A 21,896-nucleotide genomic window follows, 5' to 3' on the forward strand; every position below is an offset into this window, starting at 1 on the left:
GGCTGACTGAACTGGATCAAGATCGTCTGCCTGATAGCTGGTAGGCTCGGTTGCGGCGGGGGAGCTGGGGCCTTTTTTTTTCCGACCCGCTGCCTTCAGGCGTCGGGCTTGCAGGAAGGAGAACGCAATCATGGTCATGAGCGCATGTCGGTGCAGGCCCTGCCATGATCGGCCCTCGAAGTGGTCAAGGCCCAACTCTTCCTTGAGCTGCTGATGGGCTTGCTCACAGACCCAACGGGCCTTGATGGCCCCGGCCAGTTTCTTGAGCGGTGTGTCGGCCGGCAGGTTGCTGAGGTAGTATTTGCGCTCGCCGGTGGAACGGTGCTCGCCGACCAGCCAGACCTCCTCGCCGGGCAGATGCTGCTGGCCAAGATTGCCAATGCGCTGCGGCGGTCCGTCGGCGACACGGACACGCATGGCAGCGAACCGGGCTGAGAGCCTGCCTTTCGTGCCGCGCCGCCAACTCACGACCTGCCACTTCGCATTCTCAAGTATCTCCTGCGCCGGGCGAGATGGGACATCGGGGACATGGTTCTTGCGCGGTCGCCCGCGACCGGCGACCGGGAAGATCAGGGCAACGTTGGCCGGGTAGACCTTCTGCTTGTGAGGGATGCCAACGGCCCAGGTCAGTCCACGCTCGGTGAGCGCCTGCCGGAACGGGCCAGACAGGCCATAGCCGGCGTCGGCCAGGATGCCGCCAAAGCGCGCACCTGCGCTGCGCACACGGTCGATCTCGGCCAATGCGATCTCCGGCTTGCTACGGTAGGTGCGCGCCTCGTCAGGAACCTTTGCCCGATCCATGCGCGCCGGATCACTGGTCCAGCTCTCGGGCAGAAACAGCCGAAGCCCGATCATCACGGGCACTTCGCCTGATGCCAGCGTCACCGACACAAGGGTTTGACAGTTGGCGTTCTTGCCGAGCGCCGACGCGTATTGCGGTGCTACCCCAACCGAGGCACGCCCCTTCTTGGGCAACGCGGTATCATCAATAATCAGCCAGGCATCGCTGCCACCAACCAAGGCGTCTGCCTGCCGGCACAGTTCCTTCTCCAGCGGCGCGCTGTCCCACAGCGCGGCACCAATAAAATGATGAAGTTGATCATAGCCAATCCCGGGCGAACGCATCGCCATGGGCTGCACGCTCTTGCGATCGCCAGGACCAATCAGCCCCTCAACGTAAGCCGGACACATCCGCGCCCGGCGACGGTCGCCCAATGTTGCTACAAAGGGACGAAGCCACTCCGTCAGATCGTCCCGCCAATCATCCGCCATCGCCAGCCTCCACAAGCTGGCACTCTATGAATCACTGCAAGTGACTCTTGGGAATCCTGAAAATGCACTTCTGCCAAAGTAGTGCTAGCATTACAGTTGCGTTTTCATCTGATCTCTGAATCAAAAGGTTACCATGATTTGGATGAGATCATGGATGGCGGGATTGCCTGTCGAGGAAACGCGGAGGTCTGGGCTTCGTCGCTTCGGGAGGTGAAGTCGCGGATGCGGGTGCTGTTCACGCAGGAGCGGGTTGCGGTATCGGCCCGTCAGTTTCTTGATGGCCTGCTGGGGAACGAGCGGCGCAAGACCGGATGGATGCGGGCGGAAGCCGCCGGCGACAAGGGCCCCTGGCGGCAGCAGGCGATCCTCGGTCGGGTTCCCTGAGATGCCGATGCCTTGCGCGACATCGTGCGCGACTATGCGCTGGAGACCCTGGCCGATCCGGGTGCGGTGCTGGTCATAGACGAAACCGGCTTTCTGAAGCAGGGTCATGCCTCTTGTGGTGTTGCACGCCAATACACCGGCTCGGCGGGCAAGATCACCAATTGCCAGATCGGGGTCTTTGCCGCCTATGTCTCGCACCATTGGCACGCCTTCATTGACCGGGCGCTCTATCTGCCGACGGCTTGGGCGGACGATCCCGAACGGCGCCGCAAGACCCATGCGCCGCAGGAACTCGGCTTCGCTACCAAACCCGCGATTGCCCGTGCCATGATCGAGCGGGCGCTGGCAACAGGGGTGCCGTTTTCCTGGGTGGCCGCCGACAGCGTCTATGGGGTCGGTGATATCGAGATGGCGCTGCGGCGTGCTGGCAAGGGATATGTGCTTGGGGTCAGCGCAAAGCATGCGTTCAACTCCTGGGGCAAGCCTTATGCCGTTGCCGGAACCGCCAGGGATATCGCCGCAGACCTGCCCCCGGAGGCCTGGCAGCGCTTATCGGCTGGCACAGGAACCAAGGGAGAGCGCCTTCATGACTGGGCCTATATCGAACTGGCCGACCTCGATGCTGCGGATTTCGACGCGAATTTCGGCGAGCTCTGGACCCGAGGTCTGCTGATCCGCCGCAATATCTCTGACGGCGATCTGGCCTTCTTCTCAACCTAGTGTCCGCAGGGCACGCCTATGGAAACTCTGGTGCGGATCGAGGGTCACCGATGGGCGATCGAGGACAGTTTCGAGACCGCGAAGAACGAGTTTGGCCTCGATCACAACGAGACGCGCTCGTGGCACGGCTGGCACCGCCATGTTTCCCTGGTCATGCTGCCTACGCCATGATGGCCGTCATCCGCCATCATGCCAATGTCGCACCCCCCAAAAACGATGCGCAACCCGCGCCTCCACCCCTGATCCGGTGGTCTATCCGGGAAATCCGCCGCATCGCCAATCGCATGACACAGCGTCAAATCCAGCCCGCACAGATCATCGCATGGTCATTGTGGCGAAGGGCGCATCAGGCCGCGGCAAGACAGGCTCATATCAAGCTGAAAACGCAACTGTAATGCTAGATTCGTTGCCGCCGCCCCTGCTTCCTTCAAGAAGGACCATAGCAAATACCAACCGGATCACCCGTTCCGTCCTTCAATACCGGGCGATCAGCCGGTGGCCGCAGCGATAGACCATGCGCACGAAGGTGATCGGCCGGCCCTCCCAGAAGGTCTGCCGCTCGATGCGAAACAGCGGGTCTCCCACGGCGCAACTCAGCTGCCGGGCCTGCTCCGCCTCGGCGGCGCTGGCCGAGAAGCTGATCTCGATGTCCGAGAAGGGCATCTGCCGGCTCAGCCATTCGCTTGGCCCCAGGGTCGAGAAATCCGCCTGCCGGGCCTGCGGCGCGGCCCCCAGGTTGATCCAGCGGTCCTCGAGCTGGTAGGGATGGCCGTCCGAAAGATGCAGGCAGACCAGGTGCAGCATCTCGGCGCCCTGGCGCAGGTCCAGACGCGCGCGCAGCCAGTTCGGCGCCGGCACGGTCTCCGAGGAAACCAGCGCATAGCGATAGCTGGAACCCTGCGCCTCGACCTCGACCCGGACCAGCGGGATGTCCAGCCGCACCTGTCGCAGCGGCACCGGCCGCACCCGCGTGCCGGCCTTGCGCTTGCGCTCGACGATGCCGTCGTCGACCAGCTCGCGCATGGCGCGGCTGACGGTGGCCCTGGCCGCGCCGAATTCCCGCGCCAGCGCCAGCTCGTTCGGCAGCAGCGAGCCCGGCGGCCATTCGCCACCGCTGATGCGGCGCAGGATATCCGCCTTGATGACGCGGAAACTGGTCGTCGTGCACATGCTGAACCTTGGCGTTGCTGGCCCCAGATGAGCACAAAACCATCCGCAGTGTCTCTAACATGTCCGACAGGCCAGCTAACCTAAGCGAGGCTGGACCTGTGGCGCGGGGCTGTCATTATACCTAGTCATATCCACCCCCAAGCCCAGCCATAAGAGAGCAAGGAACCCATGATCCTAAAGCTGGTCCTGCGCCGGTTTGCCATCGGCGCGCTGACGTTGCTTATCGTTTCGGCACTGATCTTCTGGGCCGTCGAGCTGCTTCCTGGGGATATCGCCAGCGAGGTGCTGGGCCAGTCCGCGACGCCCGAGACCCTGGCCGCCTTTCGCGAAAGGAACGGCCTGAACGACCCGGCGTTGCTGCGCTATCTGCACTGGCTCGGCGGCGCGCTGACCGGGGATTTCGGCCTGTCGCTGGCCAACCAGCGCCCCATCGCCGAACTGATCGGGCAGCGCGTGGCAAACACCTTCTTCCTGGCCGGCTATGCCGCGGTGATCGCGGTGCCGCTGGCCATCGGCCTAGGGCTGCTGGGGGCGCTTTACCGCGGCTCGGCGCTGGACCGCTTCATCTCGACCTCGACGCTGGCGGTGATCTCGTTTCCCGAATTCTTCGTCGCCTATATCCTGATCCTGCTGTTCTCGGCCTGGCTGGGATGGTTCCCGAGCCTGGCCACCGTCTCGCCCGGCATGGGGCTGGGGGCGCGGCTTTACGTGACCTTCCTGCCGGCGCTGACCATGGTGCTGATCGTCATGGCGCATATGATGCGCATGACGCGCGCCGCCATCGTCAACCTGCTGGCCCTGCCCTATATCGAGATGGCGCAGCTGAAGGGGCTGCGGCGCTGGCGGGTGATCGCCGTCCACGCCCTGCCCAATGCGGTGGCGCCCATCGTCACCGTCGTGGCGCTGAACCTGGCCTATCTGATCGTCGGCGTGGTGCTGGTCGAGGTGGTCTTCGTCTATCCCGGCCTTGGCCAGTTGCTGGTCGACAGCGTGGCCAAGCGCGACATGACGGTGGTGCAGGCCGCCTGCCTGATCTTCGCCGCCACCTATATCGTGCTGAACCTGCTGGCGGACGTGCTGGGCATCGTCTCGAACCCCCGACTCCTGCATCCGAGGTAGGCATGAACGCTCTGCTCAAGACCCTGCGGACGGCACCGCTTTCGGCCCGGATCGGCATGGCGCTGATCGCCGCCTATGCCGTGGTGGCGCTCCTTGCGCCGCTGCTGGCGCCCTATCCCGAGGCGGCGATCGTCGGCGCCAAATACCTGCCCTGGTCGGCCGAGCATTGGCTGGGCACCGACATGCTGGGCCGGGACGTGTTGTCGCGCATGATCTATGGCGCGCGCAACACGGTCGGCATCGCGCTGCTGACCACCATCCTCGCCTTTGCGCTGGGGGCCGGCACCGGGCTGCTGGCCGCCACCCTCGGCGGCTGGTTCGAGACGGCGAGCTCGCGCCTGGTCGATGTGCTGATGGCGGTGCCCTCGCTGATCTTCGCGCTGCTGATCCTGACCATCGCCGGCACCTCGGTCGTGGCGCTGGTGCTGGTGATCGCGGTCTTGGACAGCACGCGGGTGTTCCGGCTGTCGCGGGCCGTGGCCCAGGGCATCCTGACCATGGATTACATCGAGGTCGCGCGGATGCGCGGCGAGGGCCTGGGCTGGATCATCCGCCGCGAGGTGCTGCCCAATGCCAGCGCGCCGCTGATTGCGGAATTCGGCCTGCGATTCTGCTTCGTCTTCCTGTTCATCTCGGCCCTGTCCTTCCTGGGGCTGGGCTTGCAGCCGCCGACGGCGGACTGGGGCTCGATGGTGCGCGAAAGCGCCAAGCTGATCGCCTTTGCCAACTTCTCCAGCTGGCAGGCGGCGACCTTCGGCCTGGCGCCGCTGCTGCCGGCCGGCGCCATCGCGCTGCTGACCGTGGCGGTGAACCTGGTGGTGGACTGGGTGCTGCACCTGTCCAGCGGATTGAAGGAGTGACAGGATGACACGACTGCTGGAGATCCGCGGCCTGTGCATCGAGGCGCAAAGCCGCGAGGGCCGGACCGAGATCGTCAAGGGCGTGGACCTGAACCTGAACCGGGGCGAGATCCTGGGCCTGATCGGCGAATCCGGCGCCGGGAAATCGACGCTGGGGCTGGCCGCCATGGGCCATGTCAAGCCGGGCTGCCGCATCACCGGCGGACAGGTCCGCTTCGACGGGCTGGACCTGGCCGGGGCGGATGCGCGGCTCTTGCGGCAGGTGCAGGGCCGGCGCATCGCCTATGTCGCGCAATCCTCGGCCGCCGCCTTCAACCCGGCCTGGCGGCTGATCGCGCAATATTGCGAGGGCCCGGTCCAGCATCGCCTGATGCCCCGTGCCCAGGCGGAGGCCGAGGCGGTCACGCTGTATCGCGAGATGCGCCTGCCCGATCCCGAGCGGATCGGGGCGCGCTATCCGCATCAGGTCTCGGGCGGGCAGTTGCAGCGGGCGATGACCGCCATGTCCATGTCCTGCCACCCCGAGCTGCTGATCTTCGACGAGCCGACCACGGCGCTGGACGTGACCACGCAGATCGAGGTTCTGGCCGCGATCCGCGAGGTGGTGCGCCGCCACGACGCAGCCGCGATCTACATCACCCACGACCTGGCGGTGGTGGCGCAGATGGCCGACCGCATCAAGGTGCTGCTGAAGGGCGAGGAGGTCGAGGAAGCCCCGACCCGCGAGATGCTGGCCGCCCCGCGCGAGGAATACACCCGCTCGCTCTGGGCGGTGCGGAACTTCCAGCCCGCGCCGCGCAATGCGCCGGCCGCGCCGGAGCCGGTCCTGCATATCGCGGGCGTCTCGGCCAGCTACGGCGTGCATCCGGTGCTGCGCGACGTCTCGATCAGCGTGCCGCGCGGCCGCACCGTGGCGGTGGTCGGCGAAAGCGGCTCGGGCAAGTCGACCACGGCGCGGGTGGTGATGGGATTGCTGCCGCCGAGCGCGGGAAAGGTGGTCTTCGACGGGCAGGTGCTGGACCCGCTGTCCCGCAACCGGCCACGCGCCCTGCAGCGCCGGCTGCAGATGATCCACCAGATGGCCGACACCGCCCTGAACCCGCGTCACAGGGTGCGCGAGATCCTGGGCCGGCCGCTGGAGTTCTTCCTGGGCCTGCGCGGCCGCAAGAAAGAGGACCGCATCCGCGACTTGCTGGACCAGATCGAGCTGGAGCCGGACCGCTTCATCGACCGCCTGCCGGGCGAGCTTTCCGGCGGGCAGAAGCAGCGGCTCTGCATCGCCCGCGCGCTGGCGGCCGAGCCCGAGCTCATCATCTGCGACGAGGTGACGAGCGCGCTGGACCAGCTGGTGGCCGAGGGCATCCTGCGCCTGCTGGACCGTTTGCAGCGCGAGATGGGGCTGAGCTATCTGTTCATCACCCACGACCTGGCCACCGTGCGTTCCATCGCGGACGAGGTGGTGGTGATGCAGAACGGCGCGGTGGTCGAACAGGGCCCCAAGGCGCAGATGTTCCAGCCGCCGCACCATCCCTATACCGAGAAACTGCTGTCCTCGGTCCCCGAGATGGACCCGGACTGGCTGACCCGCCTGCTGGGGCAGCGACAGATGCAAGAGAAAGGCGCCGCATGAACCGCTACGACACCGTCACCTGCGAACTCGACCTCGATGCCCCCGGCAAGGCCTCGGGCTGGATCGACCTGAGCCATTCCGACGACCGGCACGATTTCGGCGTGATCCGCAGCCCCATCGGCGTCATTGCCGGCGGCGAGGGGCCGACGGCGCTGGTGGTCGGCGGCAATCACGGCGACGAATACGAGGGGCAGCTGATCACCCGCCGGCTGTTCGAGGCGCTGGAGCCGCAGGATGTCGCCGGCCGGCTGATCCTGGTGCCGGCGCTGAACATGCCGGCGGTGATGGCGCGGACGCGGGTCTCGCCGCTGGACGGCGGCAACATGAACCGGGTGTTTCCCGGCGCGACGGGACAGGGGCCGACGCGGGCGCTGGCGGGGTTCCTGAACCGCCACCTGCTGCCGCGCGCCGGGCTGGTGATCGACCTGCATTCCGGCGGCGGCACGACGAATTACCTCGACGCCGCCTATCTGACGCTGACCGGCGATCCGGCCCAGGACCGGCGCGGGGCGGCGCTGGCCCGCGCCTTCGGCCTGCCCTGGACCATGGTCGTGGGTCTGGGCAGCACCGGGGGCGACCTGGACAGCGCCGCGCTGGCGGCGGGTTGCGCCATGATCTCCTGCGAACTGGGCGGCATGGCGCAGGTCTCGCCCCGGTCGCTGGGCCATGGCTGGAACGGCATCCTGAACCTGCTGGCGCATGAAGGGATCGTGGCGCCCGAGGCGACGAAGCGGCTGGCCACGGGCCCGGCCTGCCAGACCCGCTTCGTCGACCTGGGCGCGGGCGGCCGCCAAGTCACCGCCATGCGCCACGCCCTGGCCGAGCCGCTGGTCGAACTGGGCGACGAGGTGGCCGAGGGGCAGCCGGTCGCGAAACTCTACGACCTCTTCGACATCACGCAGGCGCCGCAGGTACTGACGGCGCCGGTCGCGGGTCGGGTGCTGATCCGCCGCCGCAACGGGCTGGTCGGCCATGGCGACCACCTGTTCGTCATCGGCCCCGAGATCGCGCCCGAGGCGCTGGACCGCCGCATCGGCTGAAACGAAAAGGGGGCGGATACACCGCCCCCTTTCCTACAGGTCCAGCACCACCCGCCCCGCCGGGCGCGAGCAGCAGATCAGCGCCTGCCCCGGCCCCGGCGGGTCCAGCGGATCGGTGACATATTCCACCGCGCCCTCGCGGATGGCGCAGCGGCAGGTGTTGCAGATTCCCTCGCGGCAGCTGAACTCGGGCTCCAGTCCCGCGGCCTCGGCCAGCTCCAGGATGGTGCGGCTGGCGCCGTTCCAGGGCAGGGTCAGGCCCGAGCGGCCAAAGACCACCTCGGCGCCGGATTCGGTCGGTTCTGCCTGTTTGGCCGTCGCCTCGGCCACCGTGCCGGGCAGCGCATCGGGCAGGCCAAGCGCATCGGGATCGGTCAGGAATTCCAGCTTGGCCAGGGACTTGGGCGCCCGCGCCGGGATGCGGTTGCCATGCACGGGTGCGGATGCCGGCCCCGGCCCGGCCGCCAGCGCGGCCAGCGAGCCGCCCTTGCCGAAGAACTCGTATGCGATGCGGGCGGGGGCGATGCCCAAGCCCGTCAGCAGCTTCCACATCGCCACCATGAAGGGTGTCGGGCCGCAGAGATAGACCTCGTAATCGTCCAGCGGCAGCAGGGATTGCAGGAAGGCGCGGTCCACCACGCCCTCGGCATCGAAGCGGCGCGCGGCGCGGTCGGCCTCGGTCGGGGCGCGGTAGACCGTGCGTGCGATGATCCGCCCGCCCGAGCCTGCGGCCAGCGCCGCCACTTCGTCCCGCAGCGCGTGCACCTCGCCGTTCTCGGCCGCCTGCACGAAGAACACCCGCCGCGCCCCCGTCGCCAGCCGGTGCAGCATGGCCAGAAGCGGCGTCAGACCGACACCGCCCGCCAGCAGCAGCACCGGCCGGGTGCTGGCCTCGTCCAGCACGAAGCCGCCGCGCGGCGGGGCGATCTCGATCACCTCGCCCTCGGCCAGCTGGTCGTGCAGCCAGCGCGAGCCCAGCCCCTGCGGCTCGCGCTTGACGCTGATGCGGTGATGGTCCCGCCCCTCGGGCAGCGCCGACAGCGAATAGGTCCGCAGCACCGGCCCCGAGGCCGCCGGGATCCGCAGCGTCAGGTATTGGCCCGGCCGCATGTCCCACAGCGGGCCGCCATCCTCGGGCACCAGATGGAACGAGGTGATGCAGGCGCTTTCCGGCACCTTGCGGGCCAGGCGGAAGCGGCGGAACGGATCGGCCATGGATCAGGCCCTCATCTTCTCGTCGACCATGCGCTCTTCGGCGATCATCGCCTCGAGCTGGCGGCGGAAGCGCAGCTGGCCGGCGTCGATGGACAGGTCGATATGCGGCGAGGTCTTGCTGGCCATGCCGATCTGCACCTCGTTCAGCACGGCGCGGTCCTCCTCGAAGGCGTGGCGCACGTCCTCGGACATCATCTTCGACAGTTCCTCGTCATGCGGGCGGATGTTGCGCAGCTGGAACCAGTAATAGCGCGTCTCGGTCTCGGTCGTCGGCGTCATGAAGTTGTAGCTGTCCATGACGAAGGTCTTTTCGTGCAGCGTGCCGTCCGGCCCGCCGGTCCCCGCCGGGGTGAAGACGGCGCGGATCAGGGCGTGGGCGGGATAGCGCACCTCGTAATGCTGCAGCCGGTCGCAATTGCCGTCGAACTCGACGATCTTCTTGTAGAAGGGCGCCGGCTCGACATCCATCATCCAGCGGTGGACGATGACGCCGTTTTCGGTCCGCGTGACCTTCAGCGGCGTGTCGCGCGTCGCGTCCTGGGCAAAGCTGCTTTCATGGACCCAGGCGACATGGGTCGGATCCAGCAGGTTGTCGCACATCAACAGATAGTTGCAGCGCAGCTCCATCGCGGCGCCGCAGTTGATGCCCCAGTCCGGGCTGTCGAAATTCGGAATGTCGATGATCTCGTCCGCATCGGCAATGGCGGCGTTGCCCATCCAGATCCACACGAGGCCGTATTTCTCATGCACCGGATAGGGCCGCACCTTGGCGGCCGAGGGGATGCGCCCGCCGCCCGGCGCCCAGACGCATTGCCCGGCGCAGTCGAAGGTCAGCCCGTGATAGCCGCATTCGACATTGTCGCCCTTGATGCGGCCCTTGGACAGCGGCAGCTTGCGATGCGGGCAGGCATCCTCGAGCGCGATCACCTCGCCCTGGCTGTTGCGGAAGATGCAGATCTTTTCGCCCAGGACGAGGATCTGCTGAAGGCTGTCGGTGATCTCATGGCTCCAGGCCGCGACATACCAGGCGTTCTTGAGGAACATGGCTGCACCTTATGTGGCTGCGTTTCGGCAAATGTATAGGCGAATGCCGAAGCGTTCAGCGCAGAAGCGCAGCCAGATCGTTTAGCTGGACTGAACCGTCCGGCTGCGCAGCGGCTTGGTGGCGCGCATCAGCCAGTTCAGGAAATCCCGCGCCACGGGGCGGTCCAGCGTCGTCGGGCCCCAGCAGACGAAATAGGGGTCGGGCATGTGCAGGCTGGCCTCGGACAGCCGGACCAGCCGGCCGGCGCGGATGTCCTCGGCGGCGAAGGAGCCCTGGGCCAGAACCGCGCCCTGCCCGGCGATCGCCGCCTCCAGCGCCAGGCTGGACATGGAATGGACGGCGACGGGGCGGATCGGCGGCAGCTCGCCAAGGCCCTGCGATTCGAACCAGTCGCGCCAATGCGGCTCGGTCGTGTAGCCGCCGCCCCAGTCGATGCCGATCAGCGGCAGGCGGGCCAGGACGGCGGGATCCAGCGCCTCGGGATGGCGTTGCAGGAATTCGGGCGAACAGGCCGGAAAGCAGCAGTCGGTGAACAGGGCGCGGCTGTGCAGATAGCGCCGCGCCGCCTCGCCGTAGGTCAGGCGGAAGGTCTGCTCCAGCATATGCGGATCGGGTTCCTGATGGGTCGAGATCACGCGGATGGCCAGGTCCTGGGCAGTCGCCTGGAATTCGGGCAGGCGGGGATTCAGCCATTTCTGCATCAGCGTCGGGAAACCCGAGATGGTCAGCTCCTCGCTTTGCTTGTGCGCGAGGATATAGTCCTGCGCCAGCATCAGCCGTCCGAAGCCCTGCGATATCAGCTCGTGATAGGCCCGCGCGGCCGGGGTCAACGTCGCCCGCCGCCCGTCCTTGACCAGCAGAACCACGCCCACATGCTCTTCAAGCAGCCGCAATTGCTGGCTGATCGCGCCCGGCGTCACCCCCAGCGCCCGCGCCGCGGCATTGACCGATCCCAGCCGGCCAAAGCATTCGAAGGCCTGCAAGGCACGCAACGGCGGCAGCGTCGGGTTCATGGCGAAAGGTCCTGGCTGGATTCGATAGTTTAGCTGAACTGTCGCGCGCACCACGCAAACTGATTTGTCCGACATGGGGCCCGAGTCTAGCGTTTAGGTCAGTCATAAAAACAGGTTCCCGTCAACGACCAGGCACGGCCGGCAGGCGGGACGAGATCAGGGAGAAAGATCCGATGGCGAGTTTGTTTACCAGGCGTTCCGTGCTGCTGGGTGCAGGGGCGCTTTCCGCGGCGGCCACGCTGGGCCTGCGGCCCCTGCCCGTGCTGGCGCAGGATGCGCCGCGCAAGGGCGGCACCTTCCGCGTCGCCGTGGCCGATTTCGACAGCGCCGACACGCTGGACCCGCAGCTGAACGAGACGCGCTTCATGATGCAGCTGCAATACCAGCTGCGCAACTGCCTGGTCGAAGTCGGCCCCGGCGGCAAGCTGATCCCCGAGCTGGCCACCGAATGGGGCTCGAACCCCGAGCTGACCGAATGGACCTTCAAGCTGCGCCAGGGCGTCGAGTTCCACAATGCCAAGACCATGACCGCCGACGACGTGGTCTATTCGCTGAACCTGCATCGCGGCCCGGACACGGTGTCCGAGGTCAAGTCCCTGCTGGAAACGATCACCGACATCGCGGCGACTGCCCCGAACGAGGTGCGCATCAGCCTGAACGGGCCGAATTCCGGCTTCCCGGCACTGATGGCGCTCGTCAACCTGCTGATCGTGCCGGCCGGGGACAAGGATTTCGGCAAGGGCATCGGCACCGGCGGCTATGTGCTGGAGAATTTCGAGCCGGGCGTGCGCAGCCTCGTGAAGCGCTTCCCGAACTACTGGAAGGAAGGCCGCGCCCATTTCGACGCGGTCGAGATCCATGCCATCGCCGATGTGAACGCCCGCACCACCGCCCTGCAGACCGGGCAGATCGACGCCATCGGCGCGGCGGATACGGCGACGGCCATGCTGCTCAGCGCCATGCCCGGCGTGAAGCTGCTGCAGACCAAGGGCAAGCAGCACTATGCCTTCAGCATGAATTGCAAGGATGCGCTGTTCGCCGATCCGAATGTCCGCATGGCGCTGAAGCTCTCCATCGACCGGCAGGAGATGCTGGACAAGATCCTGTCGGGTTATGGCTCGATCGCCAACGACCAGCCGATCTCGGAGGCCTATCCCGATTTCGACCCGCAGTTGCCGCAGCATGCCTACGACCCCGACAAGGCCAGGGCGCTGCTGGACAAGGCCGGCGTCTCGGGCCTGACCGTGCCGCTGCATGTGGCCGAGGCGCCCTTTACCGGCGCGACCAACATGGCCCAGCTTTATGCCGAGCAGGCCTCCCGCGCCGGCATCACCATCGACGTCAAGCGCGAGCCGGACGACGGCTATTGGTCGAACATCTGGGGCAAGCGCCCGATGTTCGCCACCAAATGGTCGGGCCGCGTCAACGAGGACATGATGCTGACGCTGGCCTATGCCCGCGAAAGCATCGGCAGCTGGAACGAGACCGGCTGGGACAACGAGGCCTTCAACAAGGCACTGCTGGCCGCGCGTGGCGAAAAGGACGAGGCCAAGCGCCGGCAGCTCTACTGGGAATGCCAGTCGCTGATCGCCGAGGATGGCGGCATGATCGCCCCGCTCTGGGCCGATTTCCTGGACGCCACCTCGGACAAGGTGGCCCATGCCGAGCTGGGCAACGACTGGGAACTGGACGGTGCCCGCGCCTCCGAACGCTGGTGGTTCACGGAATGAGCCTTGACGCCCACGAAACCCCGGTCGGCGCGGTCAAGGCCGCGCTGGCCGAACTCGGCCCGATCTTCGGCCAGCGGCTGCTGACCTCGGCCGCGGCGCGGGCGCATTACGGCGCGGCGGAAAGCTGGCTGCCCGCCGCGCCGCCGGACGCCGTGCTGCTGCTGCACGACACGGCCGAGGTCTCGCAGGCGCTGGCGATCTGCCATCGGCACGGCGCGCCCGTCATCCCCTTCGGCGCGGGTTCCTCGATCGAAGGACAGGTGCTGGCCCCGCAAGGCGGCATCACGCTGGACCTGTCCGGCATGGACCGGGTGCTGGCGGTCCATGCCGAGGACATGGATTGCATCGTGCAATGCGGCACCCCCCGCCAGCGCCTGAACGAGGAACTGCGCGATTGCGGGTTGTTCTTTCCGGTCGACCTGGGCGCCCATGCGACGCTGGGCGGCATGGCCTCGACCCGCGCCTCGGGGACGACGACGGTCCGCTACGGCTCGATGCGCGAGTTGGTGCTGGGGCTGACCGTGGTGCTGCCCGACGGCCAGGTGATCCGCACCGGCGGGCGGGCGCGCAAGTCCGCCTCGGGCTACGACCTGACGCATCTGTTCGTCGGGGCCGAGGGCACGCTGGGCGTCATCACCGAGCTGACGCTGCGGCTGTTCGGCATCCCCGCCGCCGCGCAATCGCTGCTGTGCAGCTTTGCCGAGCTGAACGCCGCCACCGGCTGCGTGGTCGAGGCGCTGCAATTCGGCCTGGGCGTGAGCCGCATCGAGCTGGCGGACGAGTTGCAGATGCGCGCGATCAACGCCTACTCCGGCACCGACCTGCCCGAAAGCCCGACGCTCTGGGTCGAGATTACCGGCTCGGACCCCGCCGTCGCGCATGACGTCGCGCTGTTTCGCGACCTGACCGAGAGCGCGGGCGCGTCGCGCATCGAGCTGGCGCAGACGCCCGAGGACGCCGCGAAGCTGTGGCGCATCCGCCATGACGCGCTTTATGCGACGCGGGCGCTGCGGCCGGGCGTCACCGGGCTTTCCACCGATGTCTGCGTGCCGCTGTCGCGCCTGCCCGAGTGCATCGCCGCGATCAAGGCCGAGATCGCGGAAACCGGGCTGGTCGCGCCGCTGGTCGGCCATGTCGGCGACGGCAACTTCCACCTTGTGCTGCTGTTCGACGCAAGCGACCCGGCCGAGCTGGCGCTTGGCAAGCGCATCAGCGCCCGCCTGGTGGAACTCGCGCTGGGGATGGAGGGCACCGCCACCGGCGAGCATGGCGTAGGCCTGGGAAAAAAGGACTACATGGCCGCCGAGCACGGCCCGGCGCTGGAACTGATGCGGCGGCTGAAACAGGCCGTCGACCCGCGGGGCATCATGAACCCCGGCAAGATTTTCGATCTCTAGAGGCAAAAACCGCATGTCGCAGGACACGTCCCTGATCCGCCCCGAAATCGCCGCGCTGGCGGATTACAACGCCGGTCTGGCGCTGAACCGCTTTCGCGCGGTCTATGGCGTCGAGGCGCGGGCCAAGCTCGACAGCAACGAGAACCCGCTGGGCCCCGCCCCCGCCGCCATCGCCGCGATGCGCGACTGTGCCGCCGGGATCTGGCGCTATCCCGACGCGGCCGACCTGGCCCTGCGCGAGGCCATCGGCGCGGCAACCGGCATCGACCCCGAGGCGGTGATCGTCGGCAACGGCTCCGAAGACCTGATCGGGGCGATCTATCGCGCCGTGCTGCGCCCTGGCGACCGGGTGGTGACGATCTGCCCCAGCTTCGGCTTGCACGAATTCGGCGCGCAGGCGTTCGGCGCCCGGGTCGAGAAGGTCCGCTTCGCCGAGGACTGGTCCTTTCCCCTGCCGGGCCTAGTCGAGGCGCTGCGCCAGCCGGCGCGGGTGCTGATCTTCTCCTCGCCCTCGAATCCGGCCGGTCCGGCGGTGTCGCTCGAAGAGTTCAGCGCGCTGATGGAGGCGGTGTCGCAGGGCACACTGGTGGTCTTCGACGAGGCTTATCGCGAATATCTGGACCCCGCGCTGGCCTTCGATCCCTGCGCCATCATGCGCGAGGCGGGGCTCGATTGGATCTCGCTGCGCACCTTTTCCAAGGCATACGGCCTGGCCGGGGCGCGGGTGGGCTATGGGCTCTGCTCGTCGCCCGGGCTGACGCGGGCGCTGCGCAAGACCCGCAACCCCTTCGCCGTGAACGCCTTCGCCGGGGCCGCCGCGCTGGCTGCTCTGCAGGACGGGGCACATCTGGCCCGCACCGTCGCGCTGGCCCGGTCCGAACGCGCGCGCCTGTCCGGGGCGCTGGCTGCAACCGGCTATGCAGTGGTCCCGAGCCAAGCGAACTTCCTCTTCTTCCGCACACCCTGCCCTGCCGCGGATTTCGTCGAGACGCTGCGGCGCCGGGGCGTGCTGATCAAGGGCTGGCAGGAGCCACCCTTCCTGGACTGGGCCCGCGTCACCATCGCCACCCCGGCCGAGAACGATGCCTTTCTGGAAGCCTTGCCCTAGTCTGCCCGCAGGCACGGCACCGCAACCAGAGCCTACCGGAACATCGCCGGTGACTGCCTCAGCCAAAACCGACACCACGCTCAGGAACAGAATCGTCTTGGGATCGACGGGCGGGGTGTCGGGGCAGCGCAGGATGATTTCGCAAGCCGCGCAGGCAAACGTCTGCGCCGCGTAGATCGTCGGGATGATCGTGTCCTCGGCATCCCGGATCTGAGAGAAGCGCGCATCGCTAGTGGCGGTCGGGTTAAACTGCTCGGCCTTGTAAAGGGCGGGATGGATGCGATACAGTTCGGTGCCCGCGTCGAGCATCACATAGGCTTCCTTCCCGACCCGTATGATGGACGGGTCGGGAAACGTCAGGTCGAACCGCATCAGCCATGCTCCGCAGGCACGATCTCACGCTCGAATGCAGCGATCACGGCATCAGCCTCGACGCCGAGCCGTTCGGCAAGCACAGCGCCGAAATCGAGACGTGGTCGCGTCAGCCAGTGCAGCAGGCGAAAATCGCTCCAGGTCCGGGGCTTCAACGCGATCAGCCTCGCCATCGCCGGGTGGATGCGGCGACCCTCGACGTCGAACTGGAACAGCGGATAGGCGGCACGACCATCGGCCGTGAACCGCAGGATCTCCCGCTTGTCTTCCTTGCGCTTCATCGTGGCGGAGGGGTTCGCCGCAGATAGGCCAAGCAACTCGCACGCCTGTGCCTGATCAACCATCAGGGCGCCGGCCAGGATTCTTTCCTGGAGCCGGGCGCGGTTGAGCGCCGCCTGCAACTCAGTGTCGTCACTTTTCGCCAAGCTCTCCTGCAGCATGACACAGTAGGCATCGACAACCTTATCGATCTCGCCGGAAAAGAGGTCGCTGAACACCTCGGCTATATTACCGCCGTAGCGGCGGTATCATTACAGGGTGATTCTGGTTTTGTCGGGGTTGATATTGACGGTTTGATTCACTCTACGCAGTTTTCTAAACCTGTAGCGCACGTGGGAGAAAGATCGTAGGGATCAAACGACGCCACCGGAACTATGATTGCCCTGACAGTCAAAGGGCAAGCAATGATTTGGCGCTACAATCAACCCAAACCCGACCGTGATCACGCTTTACGAATTGGCCCAGGCCTTGGGCGTGAGCCACGTCGAATTGGTCAGGCCACCGGAAGAGGCCTGATCCAATGATCAACGGTCAGATAGCACCGGCTGCTCAAAGCATACCCCGTCGATGAAATTGAAGCTTGGTTTCGGATTTTGCTAATCCGATATCGCGGATAAGGTTGCCCTGCCCTACTCTGAGGTGTGCCGCTTTCGAAGCTCGATTCTTACGTTTCCGGTCCTTCAGCAGCACGCCGCGCCAACCACTCCGCCATCACGCGCCGCACCACTTCAGGACGCGATGGCAGATCAGCCTGCTCCCTTCGATAATCATCGATCGCGCGCAACATTTCCCGGTCCATACGTATGGTCACCGGTTCGGTATCCGCAGGTGGCCGACCCATTTTCGCCATTTCGAATCTTTCTCAATTTTACTACTTGACTATTCAGTGTCATATAGTCATATTGAGCGAGCCTTGGCAAGGGATTAGGGCCCCTCACCAAAGCTCTGACCACAACGATCTTTAGGGAGATCACTCATGGCTATTCACACGCCTATCACGGCACCTGCCTTTCCGGAAGCCAGCAGCGCGTTCACGCATACGCCCGTCACGCATCAGTTTGCGGCGGTGATGCGCGACCTCGCGGATTATATCGAGGCTGAGCGTGACCTTGAGCATTGCGACAGCTGGGATCCGGCCTGCGACGCGTGGATCCGGGATGCCGAGCGTGCCCGGGTGCGGGTGCTGGACGGGATCAGCGCGCTGCGCGTTGCGCCGACCTGCCGCCGCGAGGATCTGCCTCTCAAACGCAGCGCCGACCTGGCACAGATGCTGATCGAGAGCGACAGCCCACAGCAGGTTCGGGACATTCTCGCCCTGCCCGACCGCTTCCCGCACTTGTTCCGCTGTGCCGGTGATGGCCCCGTTGCACGGCGCGTTGACCAGATGGTTGCGGCCTTCCAGCAGCATCTGAACGCCCTTGCGCGCCTCCCGGATTTTACGGGGATGATCGAGGCGGACCATCTCGCTATCGAACCGGACGCGTCCAATCTCATGCTGGCGCCCGCAGCCTGATCGCCCCACATATCTGACTACTTGGGCGCCCATCACAGATGGGCAGCCACAGCCGCGCACCTGTCACATTTCTTCCGCCACCGGCTCCTGGTCGCACGTCCTGCGTGCGCCCGAGGTGTGGCTTCATCTTCTCATCCTGTTTTCGGGAGGACTTCTTATGTCCACGACCATCCTGTCTTCGCACGTCCTCCACGACCTGCTTTCGGTCTCCGACCTTCCGCTCGTCATCCATCCTGGCAAACTTCATACCCATTGGGCCGATGCGGCGCGGAGCAAAGGCTTCACCCTGATCGCCCGCGTTCGCGACCGCCTGCATGTCGCTCTGCACTGCCAGACCTGTGGCGGGGTCCATGTGGCGCGCCACTCCGTGGTCATGACCGCGCAGCCCTTGTGCCCGCATTGTATCGAAGCGCGTTGGCGCGCAACCGCCATCGCCGCCGGCCTGACCTGGCTCGGCCGGGATACGAATCACCGCCACTATGGCTATTATGGCCTACCCTGCGGCCACGAGGTTCGGCGCCAGTTCAGCTTCGTTGAACGTGTCGCATCCGGCGAAGTTGCGGCCCGCTGCGAGACTTGCCTAGTCTATCGCGAAGAAGCCGAAGCGCTGCGGTTCGGTTGGACGCGCCTCGGGCGCGCTCCGCAGGGCAATCCGAGCTACCGGCTTTACCGCCACGGCTGCGGACACGAGCAGCGCATTGCTCGCGCCAATCTTCAATGGGGCCAGTGCGACTGCGCGGGATGCGGACAATCCTGGACTGCCAAGCCGAGCTATATCTACCTGCTCGACATCCGTCATCCGGGAACCAGGAGGCACTATCTCAAACTGGGGTATTCTTCCCATCCCGTAAAGCGTCACAAACATCAACTTGGTTTGCCGAAGAACGCTGAAGTCGAGGTTCTCCGGGTCGTGGCCATGCCGACCGGCCATGATGCCTGCGCCCGAGAGAAAGCCGCCCATGCGTTCCTCAAACGCGCACATCCGGACGCCGTGGTTTCGCATCCGGAATACGCGGATCTGATGAATGTCGTGTCCGAGATCTACAGGCCAGGCAGCCTTTCCATCCTTCAGCAGACCCTGGACGGGATCGAGGCTGAGGTTGCCACAGGTGCCTGCATCCGGACTCCGAATGATCTGTCCGACCAGGGTCAGATCGCGGGGGGCAATAATCCGGAAACACCGCATCCTGATCCAGAGCCCCACGCGGACGCCGAAGCCGCCACCCGGAATCCGGACGACACGCCGCAGGATCGTGCCGCCGCGTGCCGTGATCGCCTCCCGATCCTGGACCGTCATTGGGGCCTGACCGGGTAACGGGGGCCAGGGCGGGTCGTTCCGGATCACATGACGAGACCATTTCGCCGATCCGGATGACCCCTGCGGCCGGGCGAGCGCCTGCGCGTCTCACCGCGATCCGGAAGCCATGCCGCGCCAAAGGCATGCCGAGGTTTCCTGCTACCTGCATCCCGAAGTCCGGATCCGAACGGGCCAAGCACCCCCGAACCCTGAAGGTTTCCGGATCCCCGCCGGCCTCACACCTGACACCGTCACCGCATCCCGCTCCGCGGGATCGCGCCCCTCTCTGCGACCGATCCTGCCGCCATCCGGAGATCCGGATGGCCCTCCCTCTCATGCCCGGAATCCCGCCATGACCCAGACAATCTTTACCCCGTCCACCAATCCTGACCCCAAATTCGGAACCCGTCATCCCGCGCCCTGGGCTTCCCTGGCCCGTCATGCCATCCACCGCCTGCGGACCGATCTGGCCGAGAGGCTGACCCCGTCATGGGATCCGGCACTCGACCCGGAAGACATGGACCAGCCCGAGTTTCTGGAGACCGCCATGTCGCCTCCGGGATCCGGCGCGCTTGATGCGCTGAACACCAGCCCCGCCGCGCAGAACGTCTCCCCGGAGGAATACGAGGCAATCGCGGAAGCCGGAGGCGATCCTGCCGCGACCGCCGCCAATGGCGCGTCACAGCCCCGCATCCGGCTGCCTGCTGGCAAGCTCATCCCGCTGCTGCGCCTTGCCGCCAGTATCGGCAGCCTCGAGGTCCGTGATGCGATGCTGGTGCCGGGCGCGATCACCGTGATCGAAGGCATTCCGGGCAATCTGATCGATGCGCTCAAGAAGCTGCTGCCGCATGCCTTGCCGGCGGGCTGGTCACTGGCCATGTCCATGGGCCGGCTGCCTCGCGACAAGCCTTGTCTGCTGGTGCTGGGCCCGGAGCTTATGAGCGGCAAGGTTTCCCAACACGCCGAACGCGGGTTTGCGGCGGAACTCGCCACGGCGATCGACATGCGGGTGCCGATCCTGATCCTGCTGCCGGACGTGGCGACAGCCCCGGAGGTGCTGCGCCACCCGCCAGTCCAGCGACGGGCATTTGCGCCTCTGTCGGCGGAGATCCTGATCATCGCCCTGCGCGCCACGCACAGCGCCACCGGCCGGATCGACGAGACCGCGGTCCGCGCCGCCCTGCCGGACGGTGCCGCGCTGTCTGACCTGGAGCCGCTGGCCCTTGGTCTGGCGATGCGCGCGCCGACCGCGAAGGAGGTCGCCGAACGGATCGCAGCCCTCACGGTCAGGGCGCCACGCGCCGCAGCCGATGGGCCTTGGCTTGAGGACATCCACGGCGACACCCCGGCACTGCGCGCGGCGCGGCAGATCGTGCGCGACCTGCGCGCATGGAAGACCGGCGAGGTCGGCTGGCCGGACCTGACGCGGACGCTCCTGCTCTACGGCCCGCCCGGCACCGGCAAGAGTTGGATCGCCCGCGCCATGGGCAACAGCGCAGGGTTCAGCGTCGTGACCGGCACCTTCGGCGAATGGCAAGCCGCAGGACATCTCGGCGACATGCTGCGCGAGATGCGCCGGACCTTCCGCGAGGCGCGTGCCAAAGCACCGACCGTGCTGATCATCGACGAGATCGATGCCGTCGGTTCCCGCGAGGATCGCGATCGGGATCGCCACAATCACAGCTACCGCACCCAGGTCATCAACACCTTCCTCGCCGAGATGGACGCCGTCGCGCGGGAAGAGGGCGTCATCGTCGTCGGCACCTGCAATCACCCCGAGCTGATCGACCCCGCCGTGCTGCGGCCAGGACGGTTCGACATGAAAGTCTCCCTGCCCCTGCCGGATGCCGAGGGTCTGTTCAGCGTCTTCCGGCATTGCCTGCCGGACTGGCGCGAGGCCGATCTGCGCGATCTCGCCGCGCGCGCCGTCGGCTGCTCCGCGGCCGATGTCGATGCCGTCATCCGGCAAACCCGGGCGATGGCGCGAGGGCAAAAGCGCGCCATGACCCTCGACGATCTGCGCCAGATCTTCAGCATCGCGCATGATCCCGAAATCGACCGCCGCGTCGCCCTGCATGAATGCGGCCACGCCATCGCCTGCGCCGCCCTTCGTCTCGGCCCGGTGCGCCGCATCTTTCTCAACCGCGATGGCGGAGGCGGCACGGTGTTCGACGCAGATGCCAAACATGGCCTCCTGGCGGATATGCAGGATCGTCTGGTGCAATTGCTGGCCGGCCGCGCGGCCGAGCGCCTGGTCCTCGGCGATGTCTCGGCTGGTGCCGGCGGCAGTGCGGATTCCGACCTCGCCAACGCGACGATGATCGCCACATCGATCCAGACGCGGTTTGGACTCGGGGCCCAGGGTCCGGTCTGGACCGCCGATCCCGACACACTGCTGGCCCTGGACTCTGACGTGCTGTTCCGTGTCCGCCGCGAACTCGAAGCCGCGGAGAAGCGCGCCACCCAGATCCTCAGCGTCCATCGCGCCCTGCTCGAGGAGATGGCCGAAGCCCTGATGGCATCGCGCGACATGGGCCGCACCGAGGTGGAGGACTGGCTCGCGCGTGTGCGAGACGCCGCACCAGACGAAGGCCCTAACGCGCACCCTGCGCCGCAACTGCAATAGATACAGAGGGTGACGCCCATCCCATACGATCGTGCGTCACCTCGTCGAACAGCACCCCCTTCGTAAACGAAAGACAAAAAAACCAAAGAGGGCGGCAAAGCCGCCG

At 66.5% G+C, this 21,896-nt stretch carries 15 protein-coding genes and 2 pseudogenes; 11 read left to right on the plus strand and 6 right to left on the minus strand.

Annotation, left to right across the window (positions count from 1 at the left end; genetic code table 11):
* Nucleotides 1-72: 72 nt before the first annotated feature.
* A pseudogene (locus tag KF941_RS18965) lies at nucleotides 73-1,272 on the minus strand (IS701 family transposase); the annotation flags it as partial.
* A 154-nt stretch (nucleotides 1,273-1,426) separates the two neighbouring features.
* Here KF941_RS18965 and KF941_RS18970 point away from each other — a divergent pair.
* A pseudogene (locus tag KF941_RS18970) lies at nucleotides 1,427-2,573 on the plus strand (IS701 family transposase); the annotation flags it as partial.
* Between the two features lie 277 nt (nucleotides 2,574-2,850).
* Here the strand turns inward: KF941_RS18970 and KF941_RS18975 are convergent.
* A complete protein-coding gene (locus KF941_RS18975; RefSeq protein WP_214274231.1) occupies nucleotides 2,851-3,546 on the minus strand; it encodes a GntR family transcriptional regulator in 696 nt (231 codons plus the stop codon).
* A 168-nt stretch (nucleotides 3,547-3,714) separates the two neighbouring features.
* On the opposite strand from KF941_RS18975, the gene KF941_RS18980 reads away from it, so the two are divergent.
* The 4 genes from KF941_RS18980 to KF941_RS18995 are packed head-to-tail and all read left to right on the plus strand — an operon-like array spanning nucleotide 3,715 to nucleotide 8,195.
* Complete coding sequence (locus KF941_RS18980) at nucleotides 3,715-4,665, plus strand: ABC transporter permease (protein ID WP_214274232.1); 951 nt, start codon at nucleotides 3,715-3,717, stop codon at nucleotides 4,663-4,665.
* A 2-nt stretch (nucleotides 4,666-4,667) separates the two neighbouring features.
* Complete coding sequence (locus KF941_RS18985; protein ID WP_214274233.1) at nucleotides 4,668-5,525, plus strand: ABC transporter permease; 858 nt, start codon at nucleotides 4,668-4,670, stop codon at nucleotides 5,523-5,525.
* 4 nt (nucleotides 5,526-5,529) lie between these two features.
* On the plus strand, nucleotides 5,530-7,155 hold the full coding sequence (locus tag KF941_RS18990; RefSeq protein WP_214274234.1) for an ABC transporter ATP-binding protein: 1,626 nt from the start codon (nucleotides 5,530-5,532) through the stop codon (nucleotides 7,153-7,155).
* Nucleotides 7,152-8,195 (plus strand): succinylglutamate desuccinylase/aspartoacylase family protein, encoded by a 1,044-nt coding sequence (locus tag KF941_RS18995; RefSeq protein WP_214274235.1) that lies wholly within the window; start codon nucleotides 7,152-7,154, stop codon nucleotides 8,193-8,195. The genes KF941_RS18990 and KF941_RS18995 overlap by 4 nt, the downstream gene beginning before the upstream one ends.
* 33 nt (nucleotides 8,196-8,228) lie before the next feature.
* On the opposite strand, the gene KF941_RS19000 is transcribed toward KF941_RS18995, so the two are convergent.
* The 3 genes from KF941_RS19000 to KF941_RS19010 form a co-directional block, all read right to left on the minus strand.
* Nucleotides 8,229-9,410, minus strand: coding sequence for a 2Fe-2S iron-sulfur cluster-binding protein (locus tag KF941_RS19000; protein WP_214274236.1), 1,182 nt, complete (start codon nucleotides 9,408-9,410; stop codon nucleotides 8,229-8,231).
* Between the two features lie 3 nt (nucleotides 9,411-9,413).
* A complete protein-coding gene (locus KF941_RS19005) occupies nucleotides 9,414-10,454 on the minus strand; it encodes an aromatic ring-hydroxylating dioxygenase subunit alpha (protein WP_036750770.1) in 1,041 nt (346 codons plus the stop codon).
* Nucleotides 10,455-10,535: 81 nt separating this feature from the next.
* Complete coding sequence (locus KF941_RS19010) at nucleotides 10,536-11,468, minus strand: LysR substrate-binding domain-containing protein (protein WP_036750767.1); 933 nt, start codon at nucleotides 11,466-11,468, stop codon at nucleotides 10,536-10,538.
* Nucleotides 11,469-11,641: 173 nt separating this feature from the next.
* Here KF941_RS19010 and KF941_RS19015 point away from each other — a divergent pair, with 173 nt between their 5' ends.
* From KF941_RS19015 to KF941_RS19025, 3 genes are read left to right on the plus strand one after another with little or no spacing between them, the layout of a single operon-like run.
* Nucleotides 11,642-13,198, plus strand: coding sequence for an ABC transporter substrate-binding protein (locus KF941_RS19015; RefSeq protein WP_214274237.1), 1,557 nt, complete (start codon nucleotides 11,642-11,644; stop codon nucleotides 13,196-13,198).
* The gene (locus tag KF941_RS19020; protein ID WP_214274238.1) at nucleotides 13,195-14,595 is read left to right on the plus strand and encodes an FAD-linked oxidase C-terminal domain-containing protein; all 1,401 of its coding nucleotides are present in this window, start codon (nucleotides 13,195-13,197) and stop codon (nucleotides 14,593-14,595) included. Before KF941_RS19015 ends, KF941_RS19020 begins: the two co-directional genes overlap by 4 nt.
* Before the next feature lie 13 nt (nucleotides 14,596-14,608).
* Complete coding sequence (locus KF941_RS19025) at nucleotides 14,609-15,703, plus strand: aminotransferase class I/II-fold pyridoxal phosphate-dependent enzyme (protein ID WP_214274239.1); 1,095 nt, start codon at nucleotides 14,609-14,611, stop codon at nucleotides 15,701-15,703.
* 371 nt (nucleotides 15,704-16,074) lie between these two features.
* Here KF941_RS19025 and KF941_RS19035 read toward each other — a convergent pair whose 3' ends face one another.
* Complete coding sequence (locus KF941_RS19035) at nucleotides 16,075-16,572, minus strand: hypothetical protein (protein ID WP_214274240.1); 498 nt, start codon at nucleotides 16,570-16,572, stop codon at nucleotides 16,075-16,077.
* A 758-nt stretch (nucleotides 16,573-17,330) separates the two neighbouring features.
* Between KF941_RS19035 and KF941_RS19040 the strand changes: the two genes are divergently transcribed.
* The 3 genes from KF941_RS19040 (at nucleotide 17,331) to KF941_RS19050 (ending at nucleotide 21,790) form a co-directional block, all read left to right on the plus strand.
* Entirely contained in the window at nucleotides 17,331-17,867 is a 537-nt protein-coding gene (locus KF941_RS19040) for a hypothetical protein (protein WP_214274241.1), read from the plus strand.
* Between the two features lie 157 nt (nucleotides 17,868-18,024).
* Nucleotides 18,025-19,182, plus strand: coding sequence for a hypothetical protein (locus KF941_RS19045; RefSeq protein ID WP_214274242.1), 1,158 nt, complete (start codon nucleotides 18,025-18,027; stop codon nucleotides 19,180-19,182).
* Nucleotides 19,183-19,516: 334 nt separating this feature from the next.
* Nucleotides 19,517-21,790, plus strand: coding sequence for an AAA family ATPase (locus tag KF941_RS19050; RefSeq protein ID WP_240540493.1), 2,274 nt, complete (start codon nucleotides 19,517-19,519; stop codon nucleotides 21,788-21,790).
* The last annotated feature ends 106 nt before the right edge of the window (nucleotides 21,791-21,896 follow it).

It is taken from the genome of Paracoccus sp. pheM1 (assembly GCF_018499825.1).
Lineage (GTDB): Bacteria > Pseudomonadota > Alphaproteobacteria > Rhodobacterales > Rhodobacteraceae > Paracoccus > Paracoccus versutus.